Source organism: Bradyrhizobium sp. CB1015 (genome assembly GCF_025200925.1).
In the GTDB taxonomy this organism is placed as follows: Bacteria; Pseudomonadota; Alphaproteobacteria; order Rhizobiales; family Xanthobacteraceae; genus Bradyrhizobium.
Map to the genome: position 1 here is coordinate 3537595 of NZ_CP104174.1, position 24872 is coordinate 3562466.

The window sequence follows — 24872 nt, forward strand, 5'->3', positions numbered from 1 at the left end:
ATCGGCGGATTGGTCTGCGTTGTCCTGTCGGCCGCAGCAGTGCTTGGCCGGGGTGAACCTGCCGCCCTCGGGCTTTCAATCGGCGGCGGGAAGCGGAGCTGCGGGGCTGACCAGCCCCCCGGAGCGGAGCTCGCGCCAGAAGTCTGCCGGGATGGCTTCCTCGAGCGCAGCGCGATCCTCGGCGATGCGGCCCGGGCGGCTCGCACCGGGAATAACGGCCGCGACCACCGGATTGGCGAGCGCGAACTGCAGGCCGGCCGCTTTCATGCCGATGCCATAGCGGTCCGCGATCGCTTTGATCCGCGCCACCTTCTGGAGGATTTCGGGAGGCGCCGGCGCATATTCGAAGTTCGGGCCGCCGACGAGTGCGCCAGAACTGTAGGGGCCGCCGACGACGATGGCGAGCTCATGCTCCGCGACCATGGGCATCACCCGCTGCAGCGCCCTTGCGTGGTCGAGCAGCGTGTATCGGCCCGCGAGCAGAAAGCCGTCGGGGCGCGGCTCGTCCAGCGCGAGCAGCAGCTCGATCGGCTCGACCCGGTTGACACCGAGTCCCCACGCCTTGATCACGCCCTCGTCGCGCAGCCGGTCGAGCGCTCTGAAGGCGCCCTTGCGGGCGCTTTCGAACACTGAGAGCCACTCGTCGCCGTAGAAATCCTGCGCAACGTCGTGCACGAAAGCGACGTCGATGTGGGAGGTCGCGAGCCGCTTCAGGCTGTCCTCGATCGAGCGCAACGTTCCATCCCGGGAATAGTCGTTCACGATCCGGTTCGGGCGTCCGTGTCTGAAGACGCCGCCCTTCTCGCCGAGGTCGCGGGCATCGACATCCTCGATCTCGTCCAGGATCAGACGGCCGACCTTGGTGCTGAGGACGTAGTCGCTCCGCGGCCGGCCGGCGAGCGCGGCGCCGATGCGGATCTCCGCAAGCCCCGCGCCGTAGAACGGCGCGGTGTCGAAATAGCGGATGCCGTCCTCCCAGGCTGCATTCACCGTCGCGAGCGCTTCCCGCTCCGGGATGTCGCGGAACATGTTTCCGAGCGGCGCCGCGCCGAACCCCAGTTTTCCCGGCAGAATATCTTTGAGGGCCATGTTGCTTAGTCCTTTTCTGCGAGGGCAAGTCCGTCCATGTGCGGCGCCGCCGATCTCAGTCGGTCGCTGACGCATCTGCGCTTTTGATGAAGGCCGCGACCTCGTGCGGATGCGACAGCATCACCGCGTGGCTGCTTTTGATCTCCGTCACCTTCGCGCCCGAGCGCTTGGCCATGGTGCGCAGTAAGCTCGGAGGGATAATGTGATCCTCCATCGTCACCATGTAATAGGTCGGCTTCGTCTTCCAGGCCACGCGCTCGACCTTGGTCTGCACCGCCTGCAATCCAAACGGCAATTGCGCCGCAGCCATGAAGCGGGCCGTTGCGGCATCGACGCCGGCGGCGAACGCGGTCGGGAATTTATCGCGTTCGACGAAGAGATAATTGCCCTCCTTGACCAGCGGACCCTTGTGCTCGCCGGGCGGCACGGGTGCTTCCGACAGCGAGCTGACCGACTCCCCGACATCGGGAGCATATGCCGCGAGATAGACCAGGCTGCGAACCTTCGGATTGTCGCCGGCTTCGGTGATGATCATTCCACCATAGGAATGCCCGACGAGAATGACCGGATGCCGCGCCTTGGCAATCACGCGCTCGGTCTCCGCGACATCGTCACGAAGCGAGATCGTCGGCTGCTGGACGACGAGCACTTCATAGCCCGCCTTCGAGAGAATGTCGTAGGTGTCCTTCCAGCCCGATCCGTCGACGAAGGCGCCGTGGACGAGGACGATGGAGACGGTCCTCTCGGCCGCGACGGCGGCGGAGGCGGTTGCGATCGACATTGCAGCAAGCGCAAAGATAAGGGACTTCATGACAGGCTCCGATCCTCAATACGGCGACATTGCCGTTGATGCGCCGTTCACTAGCCCACGCCCGCATTGCGATATTTCCGATTCCTGCGCGATGACGCACGCATCTTGCTGAGGTGCGACGAGTGCGACGAGATCAGCTTTCGAAGCCGAACGCGCCCGGCGCCAAGCCTTTGCCTTGGCTGGCTTTTACCTCTTTTAACCGTGCCGCCTCTGGACTTCGCTGGCGCAGCTTGTGAGTAATTCGCGATCGGCGTGGCAGTGACCGGGCTGCAACTCACCACCGGATGGAATGATCGCTCGCGCGATACGGGGCCGGGAATCGCCGCAACGAAGCGGAGGTCGTCATGGCGCTCGTGACGCATGGAGATCAGAAGTACAAGAACAGCGAGAAGCTCGCAGAGGCCAATGATTGGCCCGGGCTGAGCATCGAGCATCGCAAGTTCGAGGCGGGCCGTCAGGCAACGCCCGTTCCGATCTGCACCGAGCTCGTCATGCTGCTGTCGGGCGGAGGCATGGTGTGCCGCGCCGGCAATGGTGAAATCCAGAAAAGCCTGGCGCGTCCGGGGATGAGTTATCTCGTGCCCGTGGGGACGCAGGAGAGCCATCTCGAGCTTTCCGACCGGATGGAATGTCTTCATCTCTATCTGCCGCCGGCACTGCTGGACCACAGCGCACTTGCGGATTTCGGCATCGACCCGGCAAAGGTCGAGATCGCCTACGCTCACGGCCTGGCGGACCAGGTGCTCTTCCATATCTGCTCGCCGCTTCGGGATCTGCTCCATCGCCCGCGCCAGCCGACCGACGCGCTGTTCGTGGAGGGGATCCAGGTCGCGCTTGCGGCGCATCTCCTGGGCAATTACACCATCGACCGTTGGCGCGCGCCCGACAAGTCGCCGGCGCTCGACCCGCGGCGCCTCCAGCGCGTGCTGGACTATATCGAGGCGTCTCTCGGCAGCGATGTCAGGCTCGAGGATCTGGCGGCGCAGGCCTGCCTCAGCCCCTATCATTTTTCCCGGCTGTTTCGCGAGGCGACCGGACTGTCACCGCACCGTTACGTCACCGATCGCCGCGTCCACGCCGCGCGACAGGAGCTCGCGCGTGACCGCTTGTCCCTGGTCGAGATTGCCTTGGAATTCGGTTTCGGCTCCCAAGCCAATTTCACGCGCGTATTCCGCAAGGCCGCAAATCTCACGCCGGGGCAGTATCGCGAATTGTGCTGCGGCCAGGCTGAGGTGAACTCCGGTCGCGTCGAGACGGCATTTCGCAGGGATTGCGCATGATGCAGCAGGATTCGGAAATACGGCTCGACGTGCGTCGGGCAGTGCTGTTGCAGCGATCAGGTAGGCGAGAGGACATATCGGCATGATCGAGCTCACGGTGAACGGGATCAAGCGCCAGGTCGACGTCGTTCCCGAGATGCCCCTGTTGTGGGTGCTGCGTGACGAGCTCGGCATCACCAGTGCCAAATACGGCTGCGGGGTCGCGCAATGCGGTGCCTGCACCGTTCACATCGACGGCAAGGCGGTGCGGTCCTGCCAGGCTCATATCGGCGAGGTCGCGGGCAAATCGGTCGTGACGCTGGAAGGCCTGCACAACAAGGATCAGCATCCGGTCCTGCAGGCCTGGATCGCGCATCAGGTGCCGCAATGCGGCTACTGCCAGACCGGCCAGATCATGCAGGCCATCTCGCTTCTTGCTTCGATCCCCAAACCGACGGACGAGCAGATCAATCAGGTGATGTCCGGCAATCTCTGCCGTTGCGGCACCTATCCGCGGATTCGTGCGGCGATCCATGCGGCTGCGGCCAACAAGATGGCGGAGAAGTGAGATGGGCCACATGCAGCGCCTTTCGCGTCGCGCTTTCGTTTTCGGCTCCGCTGCGGTCGCAGGTGGTATTGCTTTCGGTGCGTATGGCAACGCCGAAGCGGCCGCGCCAAGCGTCGATGGCAATCCTCTCGCCGCCGGCCTCGGCGCGAATTCCGTGACTTTCAATCCCTGGGTCGAGATCAGCCCGGACAAGATCACGCTGATCGCGCAACACGCCGACATCGGCCAGGGCGTCGGTTCGGTGCAGCCGATCATGATCGCCGAAGAGATGGACCTCGACCCCGGCCAGTTCGAAGTCCGCTTCGCCGGCCCGAGTCCCGCTTACTTCAACACCGGATTCAAGGAGGAACTGGCGCCGTTCCTGGCCGCGGACCAGAGTCCTGAGGCCGAAGCGGCACGCGCTGCGGCGCTGGAAAGTCTTCGAGAATCCGGCCTGCAGATGACGGGCGGCTCGAGCACGATCCCGGACACCTATGAGAAGCTGCGCGTGGCAGGGGCAGTTGCGCGTGAGACGTTGAAGGCAGCTGCGGCCAAACGTTCGGGCCTCGCCGTCGCCGACATCCGCACGCAATCCGGCCACGTGATCCTGCCCGACGGAAGCAAAATTCCGTACGTCTCACTGGCGGCCGAGGCCGCAAAAATTCCGCCGGTGCTCGATGCGCAGCCGCGCGATCCCTCGACATGGCGCATGCTGGGCAAGCCGATGACGCGCCTCGACGTGCGCGCCAAAGTGATGGGCGAACTGCAATTCGGCATCGATCTGAAGATGGAGGGCATGCTCTACGCCTCCGTCAAGCTGAACCCCGGCAAGGGACAGCCGCTGAAATCCTACGACGCCAGCAAGGCGCGCGCGATGCCGGGAGTGAAGAAGATCCTCGAGATCAAGAACGGCGTTGCGGTGATCGCCACCAACAGCTGGTACGCCATGAAGGCGGTCGACGCGATCGATTGCGAATGGGCGCCCTCGGTCTATCCGGCGGAGCAGGCCGATCATTGGAAGGTGCTGGAATCATCGTTCAAGCCCGAATTCCTCGGCAAGGAGTGGCGGACGGTCGGCGACGTCGAAGCCGGCCTGAAGACGGGCAAGCTCGTCGAAGCGGAATATCGCGCTCCTTACGTGGCGCATCAGCCGCTCGAGCCGCTGAACGGGATCGGTCTCGTCACCGACAAGGGCATGGAAATCTGGGTCGGCCATCAAAGCCCGCAGGCGGTGCAAGCCATCGCGGCGAACGCTGTCGGCCTCAAGCCGGAGCAGGTCACCTTCCACAATCAATGGACCGGCGGAAGCTTTGGCCATCGTCTCGAATTCGAGAACGTCCGTGTGCTCGCCGAGATCGCCAACCAGATGCGCGGGACGCCGATCAAGCTCGTCTTCTCGCGCGAGGAGGACTTTCTCCAGGATATTCCCAGGCAGATTGCGATCGCGCGTCACAGGGGAAGCATTGCCAACGGCAGGATCGTTGCGACCGATCTGCAATTGGCATCGACGGCGCCGTTCAAGGGACTGCTCGAGCGCATGGGTACGCCCTTGAAGGATCCCGATCCTCAATTGGCCGCCGGCACGTGGAACGTCTATTACGACATCCCCAATTTCCGTGCCATCAGCTACGAGGCGCAAGGGCTGTCGCCGTGCACCACGTGGCGGTCCGTGGGAGCGTCCACAGCCGGCTTCTTCACCGAAAGCTTCATTGACGAATTGATCCACGCAGCCGGCCTCGATCCGATGAAGGCGCGCATCGCGATGTGCAATGTGCCGCATTATCGCAAGCTGCTGGAGACGGTCGCGGAGATGTCGGACTGGAAGGGGCCGCTCGGCAATGGCAGGGGCCGCGGCGTCGCCTTCGTGGAGTCGTTCGGGACACCGGTTGCCGAGGTCGTCGAGGTGACGGCAACGGACCGTGGCATCAGGATCGACAAGGTCTGGGTCGCGGTCGACGTCGGCAAGGTGATCGATCCCGTCAATTTCGAGAACCAGGTCCAGGGCGGCGTCGTCTGGGGACTTGGCCACGCCATGAACTGCGAGCTCACCTACTCAAAAGGCGCAGCGCAGCAGACCAATTACAATCACCATGAGGCGATGCGGATCTATCAATGCCCGGTCATCGAAGTTCGCGGGCTCGAGAACGATCCGAAGGTGAGGGGCCTCGGAGAGCCGCCGGTGCCTCCCGCCGCGCCTGCGCTCGCCAATGCGATCTTCGCGGCGACCGGAAAGCGCATCCGCGAAATGCCCTTCAACAAATTCATCGATTTCGTGTGAGACGGGCCATGCAGAGATCTCTGATCGCGTTGGTCTTGGCCGCTTCAGCCGTCGCCGCCCTTACCGGGATCGTCGCGGCCAAGGACGAGGCCGCCAAGGACGTGCTGCCGCCCGGCAGCGTCAGCCGCGCCGAGGGGCTGGAGGCGTGGAAACGGATCGAGGCCGTCGTGACACATCCACGGTGTGCCAACTGCCATGTCGATGGCAAGGCCATCCCGATCTGGACGCCGGCCGGCGAAACCAAGCCCCGTCCGCATGGCATGAACATCCACGGCGGCGAGAGCCGCATCGGAGCGGAAGCGATCCCGTGCTCGACCTGCCACATGACTTCCACCCAGGCGAACGAGCCGGCACCGTCGCCGCCGCGCGCCGGCATCGACTGGCAGCTGGCCCCGGTGGCTTTCATCTGGTTCGGCAAGAGCGGAGCCGAGATCTGCGCGCAGATGAAAGATCCCAGGCGCAATGGCGGCCGCGACGCCGCCGGTCTCGTCGGGCACTTACGGCACGATGCCTCGCTGAGCGGCTTCATCCCGCGCGGCTGGGCGCCCGGAGCCGGCCGCTCGACGCCACCGGGCACCTTCGAGGATCACGTCAAGGACATGGCGATGTGGGGCGCAGCCGGGCAGCCCTGTCCGAACTGACCGTTCTCTTACGTCGCGCGAAGGCGATCCCAATCGTAGAGCCGGGATCCCGACAACGAACAATATCGGTCGGCCATTCCTGGTGTTCCGGCCGCCCGAATGCGCAGCGTTATCGAAAGGAGAAAACCATGACCCAACATGTCCTCTTCATTGTCACCAACGCAGCCGTGATCGGTCCGCATAGTCGCAAGACCGGCTTCTTTTTCGCCGAGGTCGCCCATCCTTTCGAGGTGCTCGACAAGGCTGGGGTCGCGGTGGAGTTCGCGTCGCCGGCCGGGGGGTGGACGCCTTACGATGCGTACGACGAGAAAGATCCCGCTCAGAAGGATTTTCTCGCGAGCAAGGCCTTTCGCCGCTTAAATCACAGTCGCAAATTGTCCGAGGTGGACGCCGCGGACTACGACGCCATCCTGGTGCCCGGCGGTCTTGGGCCCATGGTGGACATCCAGCGCAATGCAGCGGTCCAGAGTGCCGTTGTGCGTGCCTGGAGCACCGGCAAGCTCGTCGCCGCTGTTTGCCACGGGCCATGCGCGCTGCTTGGCGTCGACCTTGGCGATGGCGTCCCGTTCGTGCGCGGCAAGAAGCTCACGTCCTTCTCGAAGAAGGAAGAGTACGACTACGCCCGCGACGACGTGCCTTACGAGCTTGAGGATGCGCTGAGGGCAGAGGGTGCCGAGTACTCGTCCGCGGCCAATTGGCAGCCTCACGTCGTGGTCGATGGCCGGCTCATCACGGGGCAGAACCCCGCCTCCGCCGGAGCGTTGGGAAAAGAGTTGCTGGCCGCCCTCAAGGATAGGAGCGGTGGCGCGAAAAACTGAAGATTCGCAGTGTACGGAATTCGAGAGGGGGTGGGCTCGGCATCTGAAGCCGCGCTTACCCTCGCATGGGGAGCCGTCGAATGACGCAATCGCCATCGAAGATTACCGCTATCCTGGTTGCTCGCCCGGGCAAGTCCGCTGAACTCGGCGCATTGCTTGTCGGTATGGCTCCGCATTCCAGGGCTGAGCCTGGCAACCTGCGTTGGGATGTCTGGCGCGACATATCGAACGAAGATCGTTACGTTCTCGATGAACTGTACCGCGACGTTGCGGCCGTCGAAGCTCACCGAGCCTCGCCGCATTACCAGGCTTACCTCGCCAAAATTCCCGAGCTGGCTGATCGGACGGCAGTCGTCTTGGAAGCGGTCGAGGTTGCGGACAGGTGAACGGCGTCAGCGACCTTCGAAGTAATCGCATCCCTATTTCAGCAGGGCTATCGCATTTGGGAATTTTTCCCCGCGGCCCTCCTTCGAGACGCCCGCTTTGGGCGGCTCCTCAGGATGAGGGCGGAGTGCGCGACAGCAGTTTCAACGAGCACTGATGCTGATTAGCCTCATCCTGAGGAGGCGCGTAAGCGCCGTCTCGAAGGACGAGGCGTGCGCGCAGGCCGCCGCCACAAGTCATATGCGATTGCCCTGCTATTTGCAGTTCTGGCAGATCATCAGCTTTCGCTTTAACGCCTCATCTTCCTGATCGAGGCCATTTGCATCTGGATTGGACCTGGCGTCCCTTGCTGCGCGTGAACGCACAGGCGGCGTCACGCGGCTCGGGGTGTCAACGTCATCGACGTTGCCGACGCTGAAGCCGTCGTAGTCGGCGGCCGGATTCGGCATCGGTTGAGGCCCGCCAATCACGGAAGGCTCTCTGCTGGAGACCGCCGGCGGAGCTCTGTTCGTCGTCATCCGCGCGGGCTTGGTGGCACTCGGGCGTGATGGCGATGCATCGGGCGGAGCAAGCGAAACCGGCGGCGCGATCGAAGTCTGGCCTCTGGCGCTGTCGTGCGACCAGGCGCCGACAAACATGAGGCTGAGAGCCAGGAGCATCACGCTTCTCATCCGCATCCTCTCGGCAGCGCTGGTTGATCGATTGACAGCATGGCTCGTCGAGCCCGCTCCGCCGAAGGATATCAGCACTCAGGGGGCCGTCAAAGCGCCGTCGCCTGGATGGAGCGAAGCGCCGGGGTATTGTATCCGCCGGCGCCGGTCGCGAACTTCGCTGCCCTCCGCCCGGGCTACGATCGGTTGCGTTGCCCGTCGAGGCTGGGCAAGAACGTCGTTTTTTGAGAGTTGATGTAGGATTCGTCTTATGGCGAATCGCACATTCAAGACCGGCGAGAGCCGGGAGCAACCCAGTCTTCTGCCTGCGCGGATTGAGGACTATGTCGGGCCGGACAATCCGGTGCGGGCAATCGAGAGCTTCGTTTGCGCGCTCGACCTTGCAAAGCTTGGTTTCGGTAACGCGGATCGTGGCGCGGAAGAAGTCGGGCAGCCGCCGTATGATCCTGCCGATCTGCTGAAGCTCTATCTTTACGGCTACATCAACCAGGTCAGGTCGTCGCGACGGCTAGAGCGGGAATCTGGCCGCAATCTGGAGCTGATCTGGCTGCTGAAGGGACTGAAGCCGGGTTATCGGACGATTGCCAACTTCCGCAAGGAGAACTGGAAGGCGCTGAAGGCCGCGAACCGCAGCTTCGTGCTGCTGGCTCGGGAGCTTGGGCTTGTGGGCGGCACGATCGTAGCGATTGATGGTTCCCTGTTCCACGGCGACGCCAGCAAGGCTTCCATCTTTACGCGCAAGCGGCTTGGCGAGCAGATCGCGAGGCTGGACCAGGAGATCGAGGCTTACCGCAAGTCTGTTGAAGACAATGATGCGGCAGAGGCCAAGAAGCCGGGGAAGGATCGCGCGGACGGTGATGGTCGAGGAGATGGCGGTGATATCGCTGCGAAGGTCGCGGCGCTGATGGCGAAGCGTTCACGTGCCGAGGCCGATCTGGCTCGGCTGGAAGAGAGTGGCGAGACGCAAATGTCGCTGACGGATCCGGACGCCCGGCTTCTGGTCAAGAATGGTCAGGGCATTGCAGGCTACAATGTGCAGACCGCGGTTGATGACAAGCACAAGCTCATTGTCGCGAGTGAGGTAGTCAACGACAGCAGTGATGTTCGACAGCTCTCTGCGATGGCCAAGGCGGCCAAAAAGGCTCTTGGAGCCGAGACACTGCAGGCGCTGGCCGATGAGGGCTATTACAGCAGTGTCGAACTGAAGGCCTGCGAGGACGAGGGTATCATTGCCTATGTACCGCTGCCCGAAGGTAGCGCGCGGCTCGAGAAGCAAGGCCGCTTTGCGCTCAAGGACTTCAACTATGATGGTGCAACCGACACCTACCGTTGTCCTGCGGGCCAGCCGCTGCATCCGTTCAAGAGCAGGCAAAAGAACACCAGCGGCCGCATTGAGATCCGTTACGCGGCCCGTGTAGCAATCTGCAGGAGCTGCCCGCTCAAGGTCCGCTGTCTCTCGCCGACCACCACCTACCGGACCATTGGTCGCTGGGAGCATGAAGATGTTCTCGAACGCCACCGCGCACGGATGCAGGGTGCGGGCGAGCTGATGCGTCGTCGTTCGGGGATTGTCGAGCATCCGTTTGGCACGCTCAAATGCCGTGCCGGCTATCGTCATTTCCTGGTCCGCGGCTTCGACAAGGTCCGCGGCGAATGGAGCCTGATGGCGCTCTGCTACAATTTCACCCGTGCGCTCAACATCCTTGGATTTGACGGGTTTCTGGCTGCCCTCGCAAAGAGGCTTGCTGTTTGCCAATGTATCTTCGCAGCCCTCCTCCAGCACATCCTGGTTGCTCCAGAGCCTCTCTGGACCAATATCCGACCGCCGCTCCAAATCGGCCGCTTCGTTCCGGCATGAGCCCGCCAACGACCAATTCTTGCCCAGCCTCGACGGGCAAAACACGCTAGATCCGGGTCAATCGCGCGCGGCATCGTGGATCTGGTCCAATACTTCGTCGAACGTCTCGGCGAACCAGGCGATCATCTCCGCGTCGATCGTATCGTTCTTGGCGAGCCGTCCGGCCGATCGGGCGAAGCTGCGCACGCGCTTGGGATCGACAATCCGCACCTCGATGCCAGCCTGACGCAGCACCCTGGCCCAGTCCCGCTCATAGCCGCCGGATGCCTCCATCACCGCCTTGGCTACTTTGTGCTTGCGCAGCCAGGCCACCAGTTTGCGGTGCCCCTCTGCGGTGCTCGGGAACGTTTGCCGTTGCGACAACGGGCGGATGCATGCATCCACCTTGCCCTTGGCCACATCGATACCGACGACAATGCGATCGTTTTGTGCCATCATCCACTCCCTTCCTTGCTCGTCCGGGCTCGAAGCCCATGCAACTGTTCGGGTTGAGGAAGACACACCGGATCTGTCCCTAGCTCCCCGTCAGGCTCCCAGGCCTTTGAGCACGAACGGGCTCAGATCTAGCGACGGGCGGTTGGTGAGAACCGCCCGTTCGCACATTCTGGCAGATTTTGCGGACACAAGAGCACGAAGGACACCGTTAAGACCATCCGCGCAGGGAAGGCCGGGATGCCGGCGTCACCTGTCGTCCACCCCGTGCGCATTCTCATCGCACACGGGACTTCGGGTGCCTGCCGGCGCCCGGCCTTCCTTACGCCCTTTGCTTTGACGAGGGTGGAAGAAGACAGCAAAGCTCGGGCGAAACCCGCCGCGAGACCGCGAAAGCATGTCCACCGTCAATAGCGATCTCGTGCCCCGGACGCAGCGCAGCGCGCCCCCGGCGATGCGAAGCACCGTCCGGTACGGCGTGGTGCGCTGCAGAGCCGGGGCCCATGTATCAGCGGAGCGTGCAGCTTCTGGGTCCCGGCTCTGGGCAGCAGCGTAAGAACGCTGCAGCGCGTCCGGGAGACGAGAGACGCGGGCTATGGGCGTGTCGCGTCTGACATCCCTCTACACCGTCTCCTCCAGCGCGCGGCGCAGCCTTCGGATGATGACGCCGCGGGCGCGGTCGTCGGCGGCGGCTGCGACGCGATCGTTGATGTCGAGCATGAGCTCGGACATCTCGTTGTGCCAGTCGAGACGGGTCACGGCCTCCGGCGCCAGCCGTCGGCGACGATCGGCGTCGAGCACGCGCGGTTCGGGTGCGGCGAGCTCATAGATGTCGTCCAGCATCGGCTGGTAGATCCTGGCCCCGGGAATGATGCGCTCGGCGACGCGCTCGGCCAGCCCTGCAACCGCCGCTTCCTCGCCGTGGGCCAGGAACAGGGCGCGCGCGATGGGACGACGCGCCGCGATCCAGCCGGCCATGCCGGCGCCGTCGGCATGGCCGGAATATTCGTCGATCATGCGGATGCGGGCGGCGACCTTGATCTCGTCGCCCTGGATGCGGACGGCCTTGGCCCCGTCCTGGAGGAAACGGCCGAGCGTGCCGTTGGCCTGGAAGCCGGCCAGAAGCACGGTCGCGCGCTCGTTCCACAGCCAGCGCTTCAGGTGATGGCGGATCCGGCCCGCATCGCACATCCCGCTCGCGGCGATGATGATGTGGAAGCCGGACAGACGCATGATCGCCTTGCTCTCGTCCGCGGTCTCGGTGAACTTCAGATGCGGCGAGTTGAGCAGGCGCGTGGCGTCGACCGACGGGTCGAGGCTGTCGGCATGGCGGCGGAACACTTCGGTCGCGCGGATCGCGAGCGGCGAATCGAGGAAGATCGGCGCCGTCGGAATCTCGCGGTGCTCCATGAGGTCGACGAGGTCGACGATCAGCTCCTGGGTGCGCTCGACCGCGAAGGCGGGCAACAGCAGGGCGCCGCCGGCCGCTGCAGCATCGCGCACCTCGGCTGCGAGGTGCTCGCGGCGAAGCGCGGGTGTGGTGGCCTCGCGCACGCGATCACCATAGGTCGATTCCGCGATGACGTAGTCGAAGTCGCTCGGCGCCTCGGGATCCGGCTGGAGCAGCTTGGCCTCCGGCCCGACGTCGCCGGAGATGAGCACGCGCAATGGACGCGCTGCGCCTTGCTCGGCGATTTCCAGCTCGATCGAGGCGGAGCCGAGCAAATGGCCGGCGTTCCAGTAGCGTGCGCGCACGCCGGGGATCACGTCGGTCCAGCGCTCATAGTCGACGGCGCGAAACGACTGCAGCGATGCGATCGCGTCGGCCTGCGTGTAGATCGGCTCGACCTGCTTGCGCCCGCGCGAGGCGTTGCGCCGGTTGAGCTGCTTGACCTCCGATTCCTGGATGTTGCCGGCATCGGGCAGCATGTAGGAGCAGAGGTCGATCGTGCCGCGCGTCGCCAGGATCGGCCCCTCGAACCCTGCGCGCACGAGCTTCGGCAACAGACCGCTGTGGTCGATATGAGCATGTGTGAGCAGCACCGCATCGATGTCGGCGGGGCGAAACGGAAAGGCGCCGTAATTGAGTTCCTTCAGCGTCTTCTGGCCCTGGAACAATCCGCAATCGACCAGGAAACGGCCGCTTGCGGTCTGGAACAGATAGCTCGAGCCGGTCACGGTGCGGGCGGCACCGCAAAATCGAACGGTGATGCTCATCTGTCATTCTCCGAGGGGCTTGCCGTTGATCGCATAGCCGTTGTCGCTCGCAGTCGCGCTGGCCGCCAGGTCGTGCTCCGACCGGCCGAACGTGTAGACGCGATAGAGTGGCTCGCCTTGCTCGACGCGGTCGCCGATCTTCTTGAACAGGCGGATGCCCGCCCCCTTGTCGAGCGGCGCGCCGGCGGTGCGGGCGAGGCGGTTCAGGCGCAGGCAGTCGATCGCGGACACGATGCCGTCATGCCTCGCCTCGACGTCGAAGCTGAGCGGTCCGAGCTCGTTGCTGCATGTCGAGGGGCCCTGTGCGTCGATGATCTTCTGCATCTGCTTCAGTGCCGCGCCGCTGTCGAGCAGTTCGCGCGCCCGGGCATAGCCGGCCCCGCCGCGCAGCTCAGGATCGTATTCCAAGAGATGAGCGGCGAGCCGGAGCGATTTTTCGCGCAGATCACGCGGCGCGGCGGGCTCGTTGCCGAGCACCGCCATGACGTCGTTGGCTTCGAGCACCGGCCCGATGCCGCTGCCGATCGGCTGCGTGCCGTCGGTCGTGATCACCTCGACCGTGCGACCGAAGCGGTCGCCGACGAACTCGAACAGCTTTCGCAACCGCATCGCCTCGACGCCGCCGGTAACCTTCGCGGTCGGCCCGACCGGAATGTCGATCAACAGATGGGTCGAACCTGCCGCGATCTTCTTGGACATGATGGAGGCGACCATCTGCTCGCGGGTATCGAGGCTCAGCGGACGCTCGACCGAGATCAGGACGTCGTCGGCCGGCGACAGGTTCACGTGCCCGCCCCAGATCAGACAACCGTTGCAGGAGGAGACGATCGCCTTCATCTCCTCGACGCCGATATTCACCCGCGCCAGCACCTCCATCGTGTCGGCGGTGCCCGCGGGCGATGTGATCGCGCGCGAGGAGGTCTTGGGGATCGGCAGGCCATGGGCGGCGACGATCGGCACCACCACCATCGAGGTGCGGTTGCCGGGGATGCCGCCGATGCAATGCTTATCGACGACGACAGGGGCCGGCCAGACCAATTGCGTGCCGGCCTGCGCCATGGCCCCCGTGAGGGCGAGCAGCTCGTCGCTGGTGATGAAGCTCGCCGACCCGATCAGGAAGGCGGCGATCTCCATGTCGGAATAGCGATAATGTGCAAGGTCGCTGATGATCGCGCCGATCTCGGCCTGGCTCAGGGTTCGTCCGCGGATCTTCGCACGCACCGCTTCCAGACTCTCCGGAGGCGAGGCGGGCCTGACCGTGACCTCCGTTCCGACCGCTTCCGCGAAGCGCCGGAATGCGGGCTCGGAGAGGCCGATCTCGTCGGGAGCCGCCAGCGTATCGTCGTCCGTGATCAGCAAGGTCGCCAGCAGAACCTTGCCGCCCTGACGAAGCTCGACGCGGCTGAAGCCGCGGAAGATCTCCGCGCGCAGCGCCTTGGAGCGTCTGGAGACCACGACGACGTTCTCGCGGCCGGTGTCGAGGCGGACGCGTCGGATCTTCAGTTGGGAATGCGGAAGGTCTGGATGCATGGACGGGCCGGCAGCAGGGAGTTGGACCTCCATGCTTAGACGTCACCGTCCGGATGCTGTTGACCCAGATCATGGCCCGCCAGTCCTGCGGGCACGGGCCAGTCGCAATGCAGGCCGGGGCCGGCCGTTACTTCATCGCCGAGCTGACGGAGTTGAACTTGTTGTTGAGCAGCGCAGCGCCCGTGCTGTTGACGATGGTCACGATTGCCAGAGCGATTCCTGCGGCGATCAGGCCGTACTCGATTGCGGTTGCGCCATTCTCATCGGCAAGAAAGGACGTAAACAGACGCATTGCCAACTCCTGTTCATCCGATCCGATGGATGGTCGCGTCGTTATCGGACTTGCAAATCGATCGAATAAGTCTTCGTGCGCGCCTAAAGAATTAAGCCCGGGCGATCGCGCCTTCGCTCATACGACGGCATTCATTAAATTAAGGTTCCGTCGATCCGTTCAAATGAAGCCAAATCGGCCGCGCGGCGCGGGCTTTGCCCCCCGTGCTGTGGCCGCTTAACCGATTGTTGAGCCTGTTCGTCAACGAATAGGCAAGGACATCTCGATCGCGCTCATCCACGCCGGCCGTCCGCATTCAGCGCCCGCAACATCGCGATGCGGGCGAACATCACCCAGCCGCCGCCGGTCTCGGCCGCGTTGATCAAGGTCTCGATCGCGGTCTGCCAATGCGCCTCGTGCTGGGCGTCCTCGGGCAGCTGCATGATGTAGTCGGCGGCCTCTTGAAGCGTGAGCAGCTTGCGCTTGCTGCTGACGCGAACGGGATCGTCGAACGCCGTCGACCAGGGCATGTCAGGCCGGCCGATCGGCGAGGAGCGACATCACGGCGCGATTCGCGAGGTGTGATGCTGCTAGCCGGCCTTCTTTGCCCGCGCGGGCGCGCGCACCGGCTTGTCGGCGGCCTTCTTCGGGGTGGTCGCAGCCTTTGCCGCGGCGTCCTTGCCGCCCTTGCCTGATATCGGCAGCAGCATCTCGCGCTGGCCCTCGACGCGCTTCTTCGGCTTCTTGGCCTTGGTGTCCTTGGCCGTGTCCCTGGCGACCTTCGCCGCGGGCGCAGCCTCCTTCTCGTTCGCGATGCTCTTCTTCAGCGCGTCCATCAGGCTGATGACGTTGCCGCCGGTCTTCGGTGCGGCCTTGGCCGTGATCGGCACGCCGCTGCGCTTCTTGTTGATGAGATCGATCAGAGCGGTCTCGTAATGATCCTCGAACAGTTCGGGCTCGAACGCGCCGGACTTCTTCTCGACGATGTGCTTTGCAAGGTCGAGCATGTCCTTGGTCAGCTTCACGTCCTGGATGTCGTCGAAATATTCCTTTTCGCTGCGGACCTCATAGGGGTAGCGCAGCAGCGTGCCCATCAGCCCGTTCTCGAGCGGCTCCAGCGCGATGATGTGCTCGCGGTTGGTCAGCACCACGCGGCCGATCGCGACCTTGTCCATGCTGCGGATGGTCTCACGGATCACCGCATAGGCGTCGTGGCCGACCTTGCCGTCCGGCACGAGGTAGTAGGGGCGGATCAGATAGCGGTTGTCGATGTCGGCCTTGGGCACGAACTCGTCGATCTCGATCGTGTGGGTGGAGTCGAGCGCGATGTCGTCCAGCTCGTCCTTGGTGACCTCGATATAGGTGTCGGTGTCGACCTTGTAGCCCTTGACGATGTCCTCGGAGGTTACCTCGTCGCCGGTCTCGGCATCGACCTTGAGATACTTGATGCGGTGGCCGGTCTTGCGGTTGATCTGGTTGAACGAGACCTTCTCGGTATCCGAAGTGGCCGGATAGAGCGCGACCGGGCAGGTCACGAGCGACAGACGCAGAAAACCCTTCCAATTGGCGCGGGGGGCCATGGGCTACTCCAGACGCAACAGAGGACAAGCCTTAAGAATACCATCGCCCAGTTGCGAATCATAGCAACCGCCGGCGCGGAATCTCGCAACGGCGTTAATCGCCGCCTGCACCGCGTTGCGTAGCGGGCCCATGGCCCGGAACATCGCCCGAGATGACGCGTTGCCCCGGCAGTTCATCGCCGCGAGGAGGTCGCGGCCATCCGACGCGACAGCCACAGATTGAGGTTACCATGGCAACCACGCGAGAGCAGAACCGGATCGTCGAAACTCCGACCGAGGCGCGCCAGGGCGAGCCTGGGCCTTCCGTGGCGGCGCTGCTCGCCATCTCGACCGGGCTTGCGATCCTGATCCTCGCCGTCGTCTGGTTCGTGTTCTTCCGGACCTGACGGCCGGATAAGCACGCCGGCACCTTCCGGCTCGCCGCGCGATGCGGCACGTTGCGCCCACCATGCCGCCGGCTCCTGCGGCGGCATGGTGGGCGCAGTCGCATTTGCGCGCGCCAGGTCGTATATGACCAAAAAGTAACGTAGGCCGGTTCCCCGCGTTCATATTCAGTTCACGCCGGAATTGCTCATCTCTGGCGGTGTTCATATAGCCTGTTCTTGCAGCCCATCCTTGGAGAGAAGCGTGCGCCTGCTCGTTGTTGAGGACGACCCCGATCTCAATCGCCAGCTCACCAAGGCGCTGACCGACGCCGGCTATGTCGTCGATCGGGCCTTCGACGGGGAGGAGGGGCATTATCTCGGCGACAACGAGCCGTATGACGCCGTGGTGCTCGATATCGGCCTGCCGAAGAAGGACGGCATCTCGGTGCTGGAGGCCTGGCGCCGCAACGGCCGCACCATGCCGGTCCTGATCCTCACCGCACGCGACCGCTGGAGCGACAAGGTGCAGGGCTTCGATGCCGGTGCCGACGATTACGTGGCAAAGCCGTTCCACCTGGAGGAGGTGCTGGCGCGCATCCGCGCCCTGCTGCGCCGCTCCACCGGCCATGCCCAGAGCGAATTGACCTGCGGCCCGGTTACGCTCGACACCCGAACCGGCCGGGTCAGCGTCTCGGGCAATCCGGTCAAGATGACCTCGCACGAATATCGGCTTCTGGCCTACCTGATGCATCATTCCGGGCGGGTGGTCTCGCGCACCGAGCTGGTCGAGCATCTCTACGACCAGGATTTCGACCGCGACTCCAACACCATCGAGGTCTTTGTCGGCCGCATCCGCAAGAAGCTCGACGTCGATATCATCCAGACCGTCCGCGGCCTCGGCTATCTCTTGACCCCGCCGCCGGCGCCGGGCGCTTGAAGCGTTCCCGGGCTTGACGGGAGGCCGAACAGGGCCCTTGGTCCGGTCATGACGTCCGACCACCTGCCATCCTGCGCCGACCGGGATCATTCCGATGGCCGCTAGCTCGCTTGCGAACCGACTGTTCCTGTCGGCGACCGCCTGGCTCGTGGTGATCCTGGCCATCACAGGCGTGGTGCTGTCGTCGGTCTACAAGAACGCCACCGAGCGCGCCTTCGACCGCCGGCTCAATCTTTATCTGCGCACCCTCATCGCCGAGGTCGCGACCCCCGACGAGCCGCCGGACCGCCAGTTCCAGTCACTTGGCGAGCCGCTGTTCGAGCTGCCGCTGTCCGGCTGGTACTGGCAGATCACCCGCACCGACACCGAAAAGCCGGAAGTTCGCTCCTCGCGCTCGCTCTGGGACAAGAAGCTGCCGAAGCTGGAAGAGCAGGGCGCCGAGCTCACCGCCGCCGGCATCCGCCTCGCCTATGTCGACGGGCCGGAAGGGCAGAATCTGCGCATGGTGGAACGGCCGGTCGATCTCGGCGCCGACGGCAAATTTCTCGTCAGCGTCGCCGGGGACGACACCGAGATCTTCGACGAGACGCGCAGCTTCGACTATTATCTCGGCGGCACCTTCACCGCGCTCGGCATCGTGCTGCTGCTGACGACCGTGTTCCAGGTCCGCTTCGGCCTTGCACCGCTCAAGCGCATCTCGGAATCGATCGCCGACATCCGCTCCGGGCGGGCGGAACGGCTCGAGGGCGAATTCCCGGTCGAGATCGCGCCGCTCGCGCGGGAGACCAACGCGCTGATCGACGCCAATCGCGAGATCGTCGAGCGCGCGCGCACCCATGTCGGCAATCTCGCCCACGCGATCAAGACGCCGCTCTCGGTCATCGTCAACGAAGCCAGCGCGCATGCGGCCGATCCGTTCGCGGAGAAGGTGATGGAGCAGGCGGATGTGATGCGCGACCAGGTCGCCCATCATCTGGAGCGCGCCCGCATCGCGGCACGGGTCTCGGTCGTCGCCACCGTGACGGAGGTGGCGCCTGCCATCGAGGCGCTGCGGCGGACCATGGAGAAGATCCATCGCGACCGCGGCATCATGGTCGAGGCCAAGGCCGATCCATCCGCCAAGTTCCGGGGGGAGCGGCAGGATCTGGAGGAGATGGTCGGCAATCTCGTCGACAACGCCTGCAAATGGGCGGCCTCGCGCGTCTTCATCGAGGTCCTCGTCGAGCCGCCCCACCAGGCCGGCGCCGGCCCACGTTTGCGGGTCATCGTCGATGACGACGGCCGTGGCCTGTCGGAAGCGGAGCGCGCCCAGGTTGCCCGGCGCGGGCAGCGCCTCGACGAGTCCAAGCCCGGGTCGGGGCTGGGGCTGTCGATCGTCACCGACCTCGCCGCCCTCTACGGCGGCAGCCTTTCGCTCGGCAGCGCGCCGACCGGGGGCCTGCGCGCCGAGCTGGTTCTTCCGGGTCTATAATCCCTTGTTTCCACGACAATTTCCGGCATGGCCGACGCTCCTCCAGGGAAGAACGGGGTGCATTCGAGGCAGCTTGCTAAACGGCTTCTTAAGTGGGGACCCCCTATGATCGTGCCGGACCCATCCCATGTCCGCCATTTTACCGTGCATTACCCGGGCGCATGAGCCAGACATCGATCGAGCGGCTGAGGGAATATCTCGCGCAGCTCCCGCCGCAGTCGCAGGCACTGCTGATGCGGGAGTTCGAGCGTGCGCTGGAGCGCGGCCAGGACACGGCGGTGGCCACCCTCGTGCTCGAGCAGCTGCGCAAGATCGTCCGCAAGAGCGAAGCCGACGAGGCTTTGCCGCCGCGTACGGACGATCTGTCGCGGCTGTTGTTCCAGGTGTTGGAGCCGTTCCTGGTCGAGACCGGCACTCCTGTCAGGGCCGGCCAGATTCGCCGCTCCTCGCTGCAGCCGATCTGGCAATGGCTTGGCCGTGACGGCGCACCGGCCAAGGTGAACGAATTCGAGGCGGCGCTGGCGCGCATGCCGGCGGACAGTGAGGGGCAGGTCGAAGCCCTGGCGCAGAAGCTTCAGGCCGTCGCGGCGGATGCCATCTTCGAGCTGACGGGGCCGGGCCGCGGCGACAAGTCGCGGGCGCTTGCCCGGGTCGGCCCGCCCAACGTGATCGATGATCTCTATTCGATCGGTGCGGTGCTCCAGGTCCGGGACGCCATTGCGACGTTGAACGAGAAATTGCCGCGCACCTTGCGGGCCTTCGGGGATTCCCAGATCGCCTCGGTGACATCGGCACTCAACATTCCGGCGCTTCAGACGCCGCAGATGCTGCCTTTCGCCTTGTCGATCGTCGTGCAGCGGATGACCGCGCCCTGGCAGATCATCCGCCTTGCGATCAAGATTGCGGCATCCGACGACGAGATCCGCGTCGCGGCGACGCCCTACGGTATCGCCGTCACGATGGCTTTGCATGATCTGTCCTGCGTTGCCGCGATCCTGCGCATGGATATCAAGCGCGGCCATTTCGACAATGTCGCCGGCAACCTCAAGACGCTGCATGACGGCGTGCGCGGCCTGCGCACCGAGCTCGACCTGCGCAACGATTCCGCCTGGGGCAAGCAACTGACCTCGATCCGGGCCGACATCTCCAATGCGCTGCAGTCCGAGATCGACAGCGTGCCGGGCCGCGTCCGCCGCATCCTGCGCCAGCGCCCCGAGAAGGATATTCCGCCCGGCGCCCGGATCGACAGCACCGAAGTCGAGGAGACGGTGGCGCTGATCGATTTCGTCGCGACCTGCCGCAACTATGCGAGCGAGCTTGCGATCAACGAGGTGACGCTGCGCACCTATTCCGATCTGCAGCAATATGTGGAACGGTCGACCGAGCAGCTGGTGCAGTCGCTGCGCGCCGCCGATCACAAGGTCCGCACCTATCGCCAGCAGCAGGTGCAGGCCGCGATCCGCTTCTGCCAGGTGCTGTTCGGCGACGATTATGCCTCGTTGATGCGCCGGGCCGCCGAAAACGCACTCACGGGCGAGCGCAAATCGTCGCGCGCAGGCTGATCGGCGCGCATTTTTCTTGGCCGCAATTTGAAGTTGACTGCACCGATCGCGCGCCGTACTTTCCCGGTGCAAGTCTGGGAATCTCTATCTGTGGGCGCATGAAACCCATCATCAGCTCGATTGAAATTGAGAATCGCGTCATCGTGGCCAAGTATCAAAGGCTGATGGTTGGGGCCAAGGTGGTGCTGGTCGAGAAGGCCAGCGATCGGCAGCTGCCTGAGACCATCACGAGGGTTGCATCCCGGGTTCCGGTCGGAGCGCTGCGCATCAGACTGCCGGATGCAATCAAGCCGGGAACATACTTCCTGAAGGCCTTCGACGGGCACGGCGAGCACGCCGCCCAAAGTGTCGACTTCGAGATCGGCTAAGCCGTTGGATTTTCACCCTTTCGGGACGACATGCGGGTCGCGCCGAATTGACAATTGTCAATTGCCGCATCCTCCGGCCGTGGTGTAAAGGCACCTACAGGCGCGGTTCGGGCGCCGCCGGAAGCTTGCCAGATGACGCTATGGTTCGTGTTCGCGCTGATGACGGTCGCGGCGATTTTCGCCGTGCTCTGGCCGCTTGGCCGCACCAGCCGCGCGCAAGCTCAGGGTAGCGAGGTCGCGGTCTACAAGGACCAGCTGGCCGAGATCGAGCGTGATCTCGCCGCAGGATTGATCTTGGCGCCCGAGGCCGAGGCTGCGCGCGTCGAGATCAGCCGCAGGCTGCTCGCGGCGGCGGCCAGTGAGCCGGCAACGGCGCCGATGTCGAACCTCACATGGCGCCGTGCGGCGGCCGTGCTGGCGCTTGCCGGTCTGCCGCTCGTTGCGGTCGGCGTCTACATGCCGCTCGGCTCCCCCCGGCTGCAGGACTTTCCCCTTGCGCAGCGGGAGCGCGGGTCCGGCATGGCGCAGTCGCTCGAGAACCTCGTCGTGCAGGTCGAGCAGCATCTGGAAAAGAATCCGACGGACGGTCGCGGCTGGAACGTGCTCGCGCCGGTTCTGGAGCGGCTCGGCCGCTTCGACGATGCGGTGCGCGCCTATCGCAATTCGCTCACCTACAATGGCGAGAGCGCGGAGCGCCGATCCGATCTCGGCGAAGCGATCTCGGCCGCCGCCGGCGGCGTGGTGACCGCCGAGGCCAAGGCCGAATTCGAGCGCGCACACGCCTTGAACGCCGACGACCCCAAGGCGAACTATTTCCTGGGCCTTGCCGCTGAGCAGGATGGCCGCAAGGATGATGCGGCCAATATCTGGCGCGCGCTGCTCGCAAAAGCGCCGACGGATGCGCCGTGGCGTGCCTTGGTGCAGTCCTCGCTGGCGCGAGTCGGTGGGGGCGGCACGATGCCCGCGCTGTCCGACGAGACGATTGCTGCCTCCAAGGACATGGCCGAAGTCGATCGCAATGCGATGGTGCGCGGCATGGTCGATCGTCTGGCGACGCGGCTGAAGCAGAACGGCGACGATGTCGAAGGCTGGCTGCGTCTGGTGCGCGCCTATCTGGTGATGGGCGAGCGAGACAAGGCAATGGGTGCTTCGGCCGATGCCCGGCAGGCGGTTGCCAGCAATGCCGAGCGGCTGCGCCAGCTCAACGAGGGCCTGAGGACTCTCGGGATCGGCGGATGACGATCTCGGGACGAAAGATGCGGAGAACGGATACGCCATGACGCGCAAGCAGCGACGTATGACCATCATCGGCGGATCGCTCGCCGTGCTCGCGCTCGCGGCCGCGCTGGTGCTCAACGCGCTGCGCGACTCCATCGTGTTCTTCTCGACCCCGACCATGGTCGCCGAGAAGCATGTCGAGCCCGGCAAGCGGTTTCGCCTCGGCGGCCTGGTGCAGCCCGGCTCGCTCCGGCGCGGCGACAATCTCGCGGTGACGTTCGAGGTTGCCGACGGCAACGCCAAGCTGCCGGTCGCCTATAAGGGCATTTTGCCGGATCTGTTCCGCGAAGGGCAGGGCGTCGTCGCCGAAGGCGCACTCGACGCCAACGGCGTGTTCAAGGCCGATACGGTCCTTGCCAAGCACGACGAGACCTACATGCCCAAGGACGTCGCCGATGCCCTGAAGAAGCAGGGGCACTGGAAGGACGATTACGGCGCCCAAGCCTCCGGTGCCCAAGCCTCCGGTGCCGCCAAGCCCGCGGCGACGACCGCGCAGGGCAATCCGCAGGGAGCGGTGCGGTGATCGCGGAGTCCGGACATTACGCGCTGGTGCTTGCGCTCGCCCTGGCACTGATCCAGTCCATCGTGCCGCTGATCGGCGCGCGCCTCGGCGACGCCGCCCTGATGAACGTGGCGCGCTCCACGGCACTGGCGCAGCTGCTGTTCATCGGCGCCTCGTTCACAGCGCTGGTGATGCTGCACGTGAACTCGGATTTCTCCGTCGCCAACGTCTACGAGAATTCCCACTCGATGAAGCCGCTGCTCTACAAGATCACCGGCGTGTGGGGAAATCATGAAGGCTCGATGCTGCTGTGGGTGTCGATCCTCGCGCTGTTCGGCGGATTGGTCGCGAGCTTCGGCAACAATCTGCCGCTGTCACTGCGCGCGCATGTGCTGGCCGTGCAGGCCTGGGTCGCCAGCGCCTTCTACCTCTTCATCCTGATCACGTCGAACCCGTTCCTGCGCATCGCCAATCCGCCGATCGAGGGGCGCGATCTCAATCCCGTGCTTCAGGACATCGGCCTCGCCGTGCATCCGCCGATGCTCTATCTCGGCTATGTCGGCTTCTCGATCTCGTTCTCCTTCGCCATCGCCGCGCTGATGGAGGGACGGATCGATGCGGCCTGGGCGCGCTGGGTGCGGCCCTGGACGCTGGTCGCCTGGATCTTCCTGACCCTCGGCATCGCCATGGGCTCGTACTGGGCCTATTACGAGCTTGGCTGGGGCGGCTGGTGGTTCTGGGATCCGGTGGAGAACGCTTCGCTGATGCCCTGGCTCGCCGGCACCGCGCTCTTGCATTCGGCACTCGTGATGGAGAAGCGCAACGCGCTGAAGGTCTGGACCATCCTGCTCTCGATCCTGACCTTCTCGCTGTCGCTGCTCGGCACCTTCCTGGTGCGCTCCGGCGTCATCACCTCGGTGCACGCTTTCGCGACCGATCCGACCCGCGGCGTGTTCATTCTGCTGATCCTGTGCCTTTTCATCGGCGGCAGCCTGTCGCTGTTCGCGGGCCGCGCCACCTCGTTGAAGCAAGGCGGCCTGTTCGCGCCGATCTCGCGCGAGGGCGCGCTGGTGCTGAACAATCTGCTGCTCACCGTGGCCTGCGCGGTGGTGCTGTTCGGCACGCTCTATCCGCTCGCAATGGAGATGCTCGCCGATTTCAAGATGTCGGTCGGCGCACCCTTCTACAATCTCACCTTCGCGCCGCTGTTCGCGCTGTTGCTGCTCGCGGTGCCGTTCGGGCCGATGCTGGCGTGGAAGCGCGGCGACCTGCTCGGCGTGATGCAGCGCCTGCTCGCCGCCGGCGTTGCCGGGCTGGTCGTGGTCGCCATCGTCTGGGCCTGGGTGCGGGGCGGCAGCGCGCTGGCGCCGCTCGCGATCGGGCTCGGTGTCTTCGTCATTGCCGGCGCGGTCACCGACCTCGTCGAACGGACCGGCCTGGTGCGCCTGCCATTCGCAACGGTGCTGCACCGGGCGCGCGGCCTGCCGCGCTCGGCCTGGGGCACGGCGTTCGCGCATGCCGGTCTCGGCGTCGCGCTGATCGGGATCGTCTGCGAGACCACCTGGAACAGCGAATACATCGCGACCATGAAGCCGAACGAGGTCGCCCATGTCGCCGGCTACGACCTGAAGCTCGACGGGCTGTTCCAACGCCAGGGCCCGAACTACCGCGAGATGATCGCCGAGTTCAAGATCAGCCGCGACGGCGAGGCGGTCACGGTGATGACGCCGTCCAAGCGCAGCTTCACCACGCGCGGCTCGTCGACGACCGAGGCGGCGCTGCTGACGCGCGGCGCGAGCCAGCTCTACGTCTCGCTCGGCGACGCCACCGCCGAAGGCGCCATTGCCGTGCGCATCTATCACAAGCCGCTGGTTCTCCTGATCTGGTGGGGCCCGGTGCTGATGGCCTTCGGCGGCGTGCTCTCGCTCTCCGACCGCCGCCTGCGGGTCGGCGCGCCGAAGCCGGCGCGGGCCAAGCAGCGCCTCCAGCCGGCGGAATGATCC

24 protein-coding genes are annotated in these 24872 nt (G+C 64.8%); 15 read left to right on the forward strand and 9 right to left on the reverse strand.

What is annotated here, in order from left to right; translation table 11 throughout:
• Positions 1 to 75: 75 nt before the first annotated feature.
• Positions 76 to 1089 carry an aldo/keto reductase gene (locus tag N2604_RS16145; RefSeq protein WP_260375609.1) on the reverse strand — a complete coding sequence of 338 codons (1014 nt, stop codon included), beginning with the start codon at positions 1087 to 1089 and terminating at the stop codon, positions 76 to 78.
• 55 nt (positions 1090 to 1144) lie between these two features.
• Positions 1145 to 1900: an alpha/beta fold hydrolase gene (locus N2604_RS16150; protein ID WP_260375610.1), complete on the reverse strand. Its 756-nt coding sequence runs from the start codon at positions 1898 to 1900 to the stop codon at positions 1145 to 1147.
• Positions 1901 to 2244: 344 nt separating this feature from the next.
• Here N2604_RS16150 and N2604_RS16155 point away from each other — a divergent pair, with 344 nt between their 5' ends.
• The 6 genes from N2604_RS16155 to N2604_RS16180 all read left to right on the forward strand — a co-directional run bounded on the left by N2604_RS16155 (position 2245) and on the right by N2604_RS16180 (position 7829).
• Positions 2245 to 3180: a helix-turn-helix domain-containing protein gene (locus N2604_RS16155; RefSeq protein ID WP_260375611.1), complete on the forward strand. Its 936-nt coding sequence runs from the start codon at positions 2245 to 2247 to the stop codon at positions 3178 to 3180.
• An 82-nt stretch (positions 3181 to 3262) separates the two neighbouring features.
• Positions 3263 to 3727: a (2Fe-2S)-binding protein gene (locus N2604_RS16160; RefSeq protein WP_260375612.1), complete on the forward strand. Its 465-nt coding sequence runs from the start codon at positions 3263 to 3265 to the stop codon at positions 3725 to 3727.
• Between the two features lie 10 nt (positions 3728 to 3737).
• Positions 3738 to 5984 carry a xanthine dehydrogenase family protein molybdopterin-binding subunit gene (locus tag N2604_RS16165; protein ID WP_260375613.1) on the forward strand — a complete coding sequence of 749 codons (2247 nt, stop codon included), beginning with the start codon at positions 3738 to 3740 and terminating at the stop codon, positions 5982 to 5984.
• A gap of 8 nt (positions 5985 to 5992) precedes the next feature.
• Positions 5993 to 6625 (forward strand): hypothetical protein, encoded by a 633-nt coding sequence (locus N2604_RS16170; protein ID WP_260375614.1) that lies wholly within the window; start codon positions 5993 to 5995, stop codon positions 6623 to 6625.
• A 128-nt stretch (positions 6626 to 6753) separates the two neighbouring features.
• The gene (locus N2604_RS16175; RefSeq protein WP_260375615.1) at positions 6754 to 7443 is read left to right on the forward strand and encodes a type 1 glutamine amidotransferase domain-containing protein; all 690 of its coding nucleotides are present in this window, start codon (positions 6754 to 6756) and stop codon (positions 7441 to 7443) included.
• 80 nt (positions 7444 to 7523) lie between these two features.
• On the forward strand, positions 7524 to 7829 hold the full coding sequence (locus N2604_RS16180) for a putative quinol monooxygenase (protein ID WP_260375616.1): 306 nt from the start codon (positions 7524 to 7526) through the stop codon (positions 7827 to 7829).
• Positions 7830 to 8081: 252 nt separating this feature from the next.
• On the opposite strand, the gene N2604_RS16185 is transcribed toward N2604_RS16180, so the two are convergent.
• Entirely contained in the window at positions 8082 to 8498 is a 417-nt protein-coding gene (locus N2604_RS16185; protein ID WP_260375617.1) for a hypothetical protein, read from the reverse strand.
• Between the two features lie 250 nt (positions 8499 to 8748).
• On the opposite strand from N2604_RS16185, the gene N2604_RS16190 reads away from it, so the two are divergent.
• Positions 8749 to 10356 carry an IS1182 family transposase gene (locus N2604_RS16190; protein ID WP_260375618.1) on the forward strand — a complete coding sequence of 536 codons (1608 nt, stop codon included), beginning with the start codon at positions 8749 to 8751 and terminating at the stop codon, positions 10354 to 10356.
• Between the two features lie 57 nt (positions 10357 to 10413).
• On the opposite strand, the gene N2604_RS16195 is transcribed toward N2604_RS16190, so the two are convergent.
• The 6 genes from N2604_RS16195 to N2604_RS16220 form a co-directional block, all read right to left on the reverse strand.
• The gene (locus N2604_RS16195) at positions 10414 to 10794 is read right to left on the reverse strand and encodes a transposase (protein WP_260375619.1); all 381 of its coding nucleotides are present in this window, start codon (positions 10792 to 10794) and stop codon (positions 10414 to 10416) included.
• A 615-nt stretch (positions 10795 to 11409) separates the two neighbouring features.
• Positions 11410 to 13005 carry an MBL fold metallo-hydrolase gene (locus N2604_RS16200; RefSeq protein WP_260375620.1) on the reverse strand — a complete coding sequence of 532 codons (1596 nt, stop codon included), beginning with the start codon at positions 13003 to 13005 and terminating at the stop codon, positions 11410 to 11412.
• Between the two features lie 3 nt (positions 13006 to 13008).
• Entirely contained in the window at positions 13009 to 14535 is a 1527-nt protein-coding gene (locus N2604_RS16205) for a thymidine phosphorylase family protein (RefSeq protein ID WP_260376233.1), read from the reverse strand.
• A gap of 127 nt (positions 14536 to 14662) precedes the next feature.
• Complete coding sequence (locus tag N2604_RS16210) at positions 14663 to 14827, reverse strand: Flp family type IVb pilin (protein ID WP_260375621.1); 165 nt, start codon at positions 14825 to 14827, stop codon at positions 14663 to 14665.
• Between the two features lie 272 nt (positions 14828 to 15099).
• A complete protein-coding gene (locus N2604_RS16215) occupies positions 15100 to 15336 on the reverse strand; it encodes a hypothetical protein (protein WP_260375622.1) in 237 nt (78 codons plus the stop codon).
• 60 nt (positions 15337 to 15396) lie between these two features.
• Positions 15397 to 16386, reverse strand: a complete 990-nt coding sequence (locus tag N2604_RS16220) for a Ku protein (RefSeq protein WP_260375623.1) — start codon at positions 16384 to 16386, stop codon at positions 15397 to 15399.
• Between the two features lie 230 nt (positions 16387 to 16616).
• Between N2604_RS16220 and N2604_RS16225 the strand changes: the two genes are divergently transcribed.
• From N2604_RS16225 to N2604_RS16260, 8 genes are all read left to right on the forward strand, one after another.
• Complete coding sequence (locus N2604_RS16225) at positions 16617 to 16772, forward strand: hypothetical protein (RefSeq protein WP_162832009.1); 156 nt, start codon at positions 16617 to 16619, stop codon at positions 16770 to 16772.
• 241 nt (positions 16773 to 17013) lie between these two features.
• Entirely contained in the window at positions 17014 to 17688 is a 675-nt protein-coding gene (locus N2604_RS16230; RefSeq protein WP_036035233.1) for a response regulator transcription factor, read from the forward strand.
• Positions 17689 to 17782: 94 nt separating this feature from the next.
• Positions 17783 to 19159 (forward strand): sensor histidine kinase, encoded by a 1377-nt coding sequence (locus N2604_RS16235; protein WP_260375624.1) that lies wholly within the window; start codon positions 17783 to 17785, stop codon positions 19157 to 19159.
• A 161-nt stretch (positions 19160 to 19320) separates the two neighbouring features.
• Positions 19321 to 20721: a hypothetical protein gene (locus N2604_RS16240; protein WP_260375625.1), complete on the forward strand. Its 1401-nt coding sequence runs from the start codon at positions 19321 to 19323 to the stop codon at positions 20719 to 20721.
• Between the two features lie 98 nt (positions 20722 to 20819).
• On the forward strand, positions 20820 to 21089 hold the full coding sequence (locus tag N2604_RS16245; RefSeq protein WP_260375626.1) for a hypothetical protein: 270 nt from the start codon (positions 20820 to 20822) through the stop codon (positions 21087 to 21089).
• A 132-nt stretch (positions 21090 to 21221) separates the two neighbouring features.
• Complete coding sequence (gene ccmI, locus N2604_RS16250) at positions 21222 to 22328, forward strand: c-type cytochrome biogenesis protein CcmI (protein WP_260375627.1); 1107 nt, start codon at positions 21222 to 21224, stop codon at positions 22326 to 22328.
• Positions 22329 to 22365: 37 nt separating this feature from the next.
• Positions 22366 to 22890, forward strand: coding sequence for a cytochrome c maturation protein CcmE (gene ccmE, locus N2604_RS16255; RefSeq protein WP_260375628.1), 525 nt, complete (start codon positions 22366 to 22368; stop codon positions 22888 to 22890).
• Positions 22887 to 24869, forward strand: a complete 1983-nt coding sequence (locus tag N2604_RS16260; protein WP_260375629.1) for a heme lyase CcmF/NrfE family subunit — start codon at positions 22887 to 22889, stop codon at positions 24867 to 24869. The genes ccmE and N2604_RS16260 overlap by 4 nt, the downstream gene beginning before the upstream one ends.
• Positions 24870 to 24872: the final 3 nt, after the last annotated feature.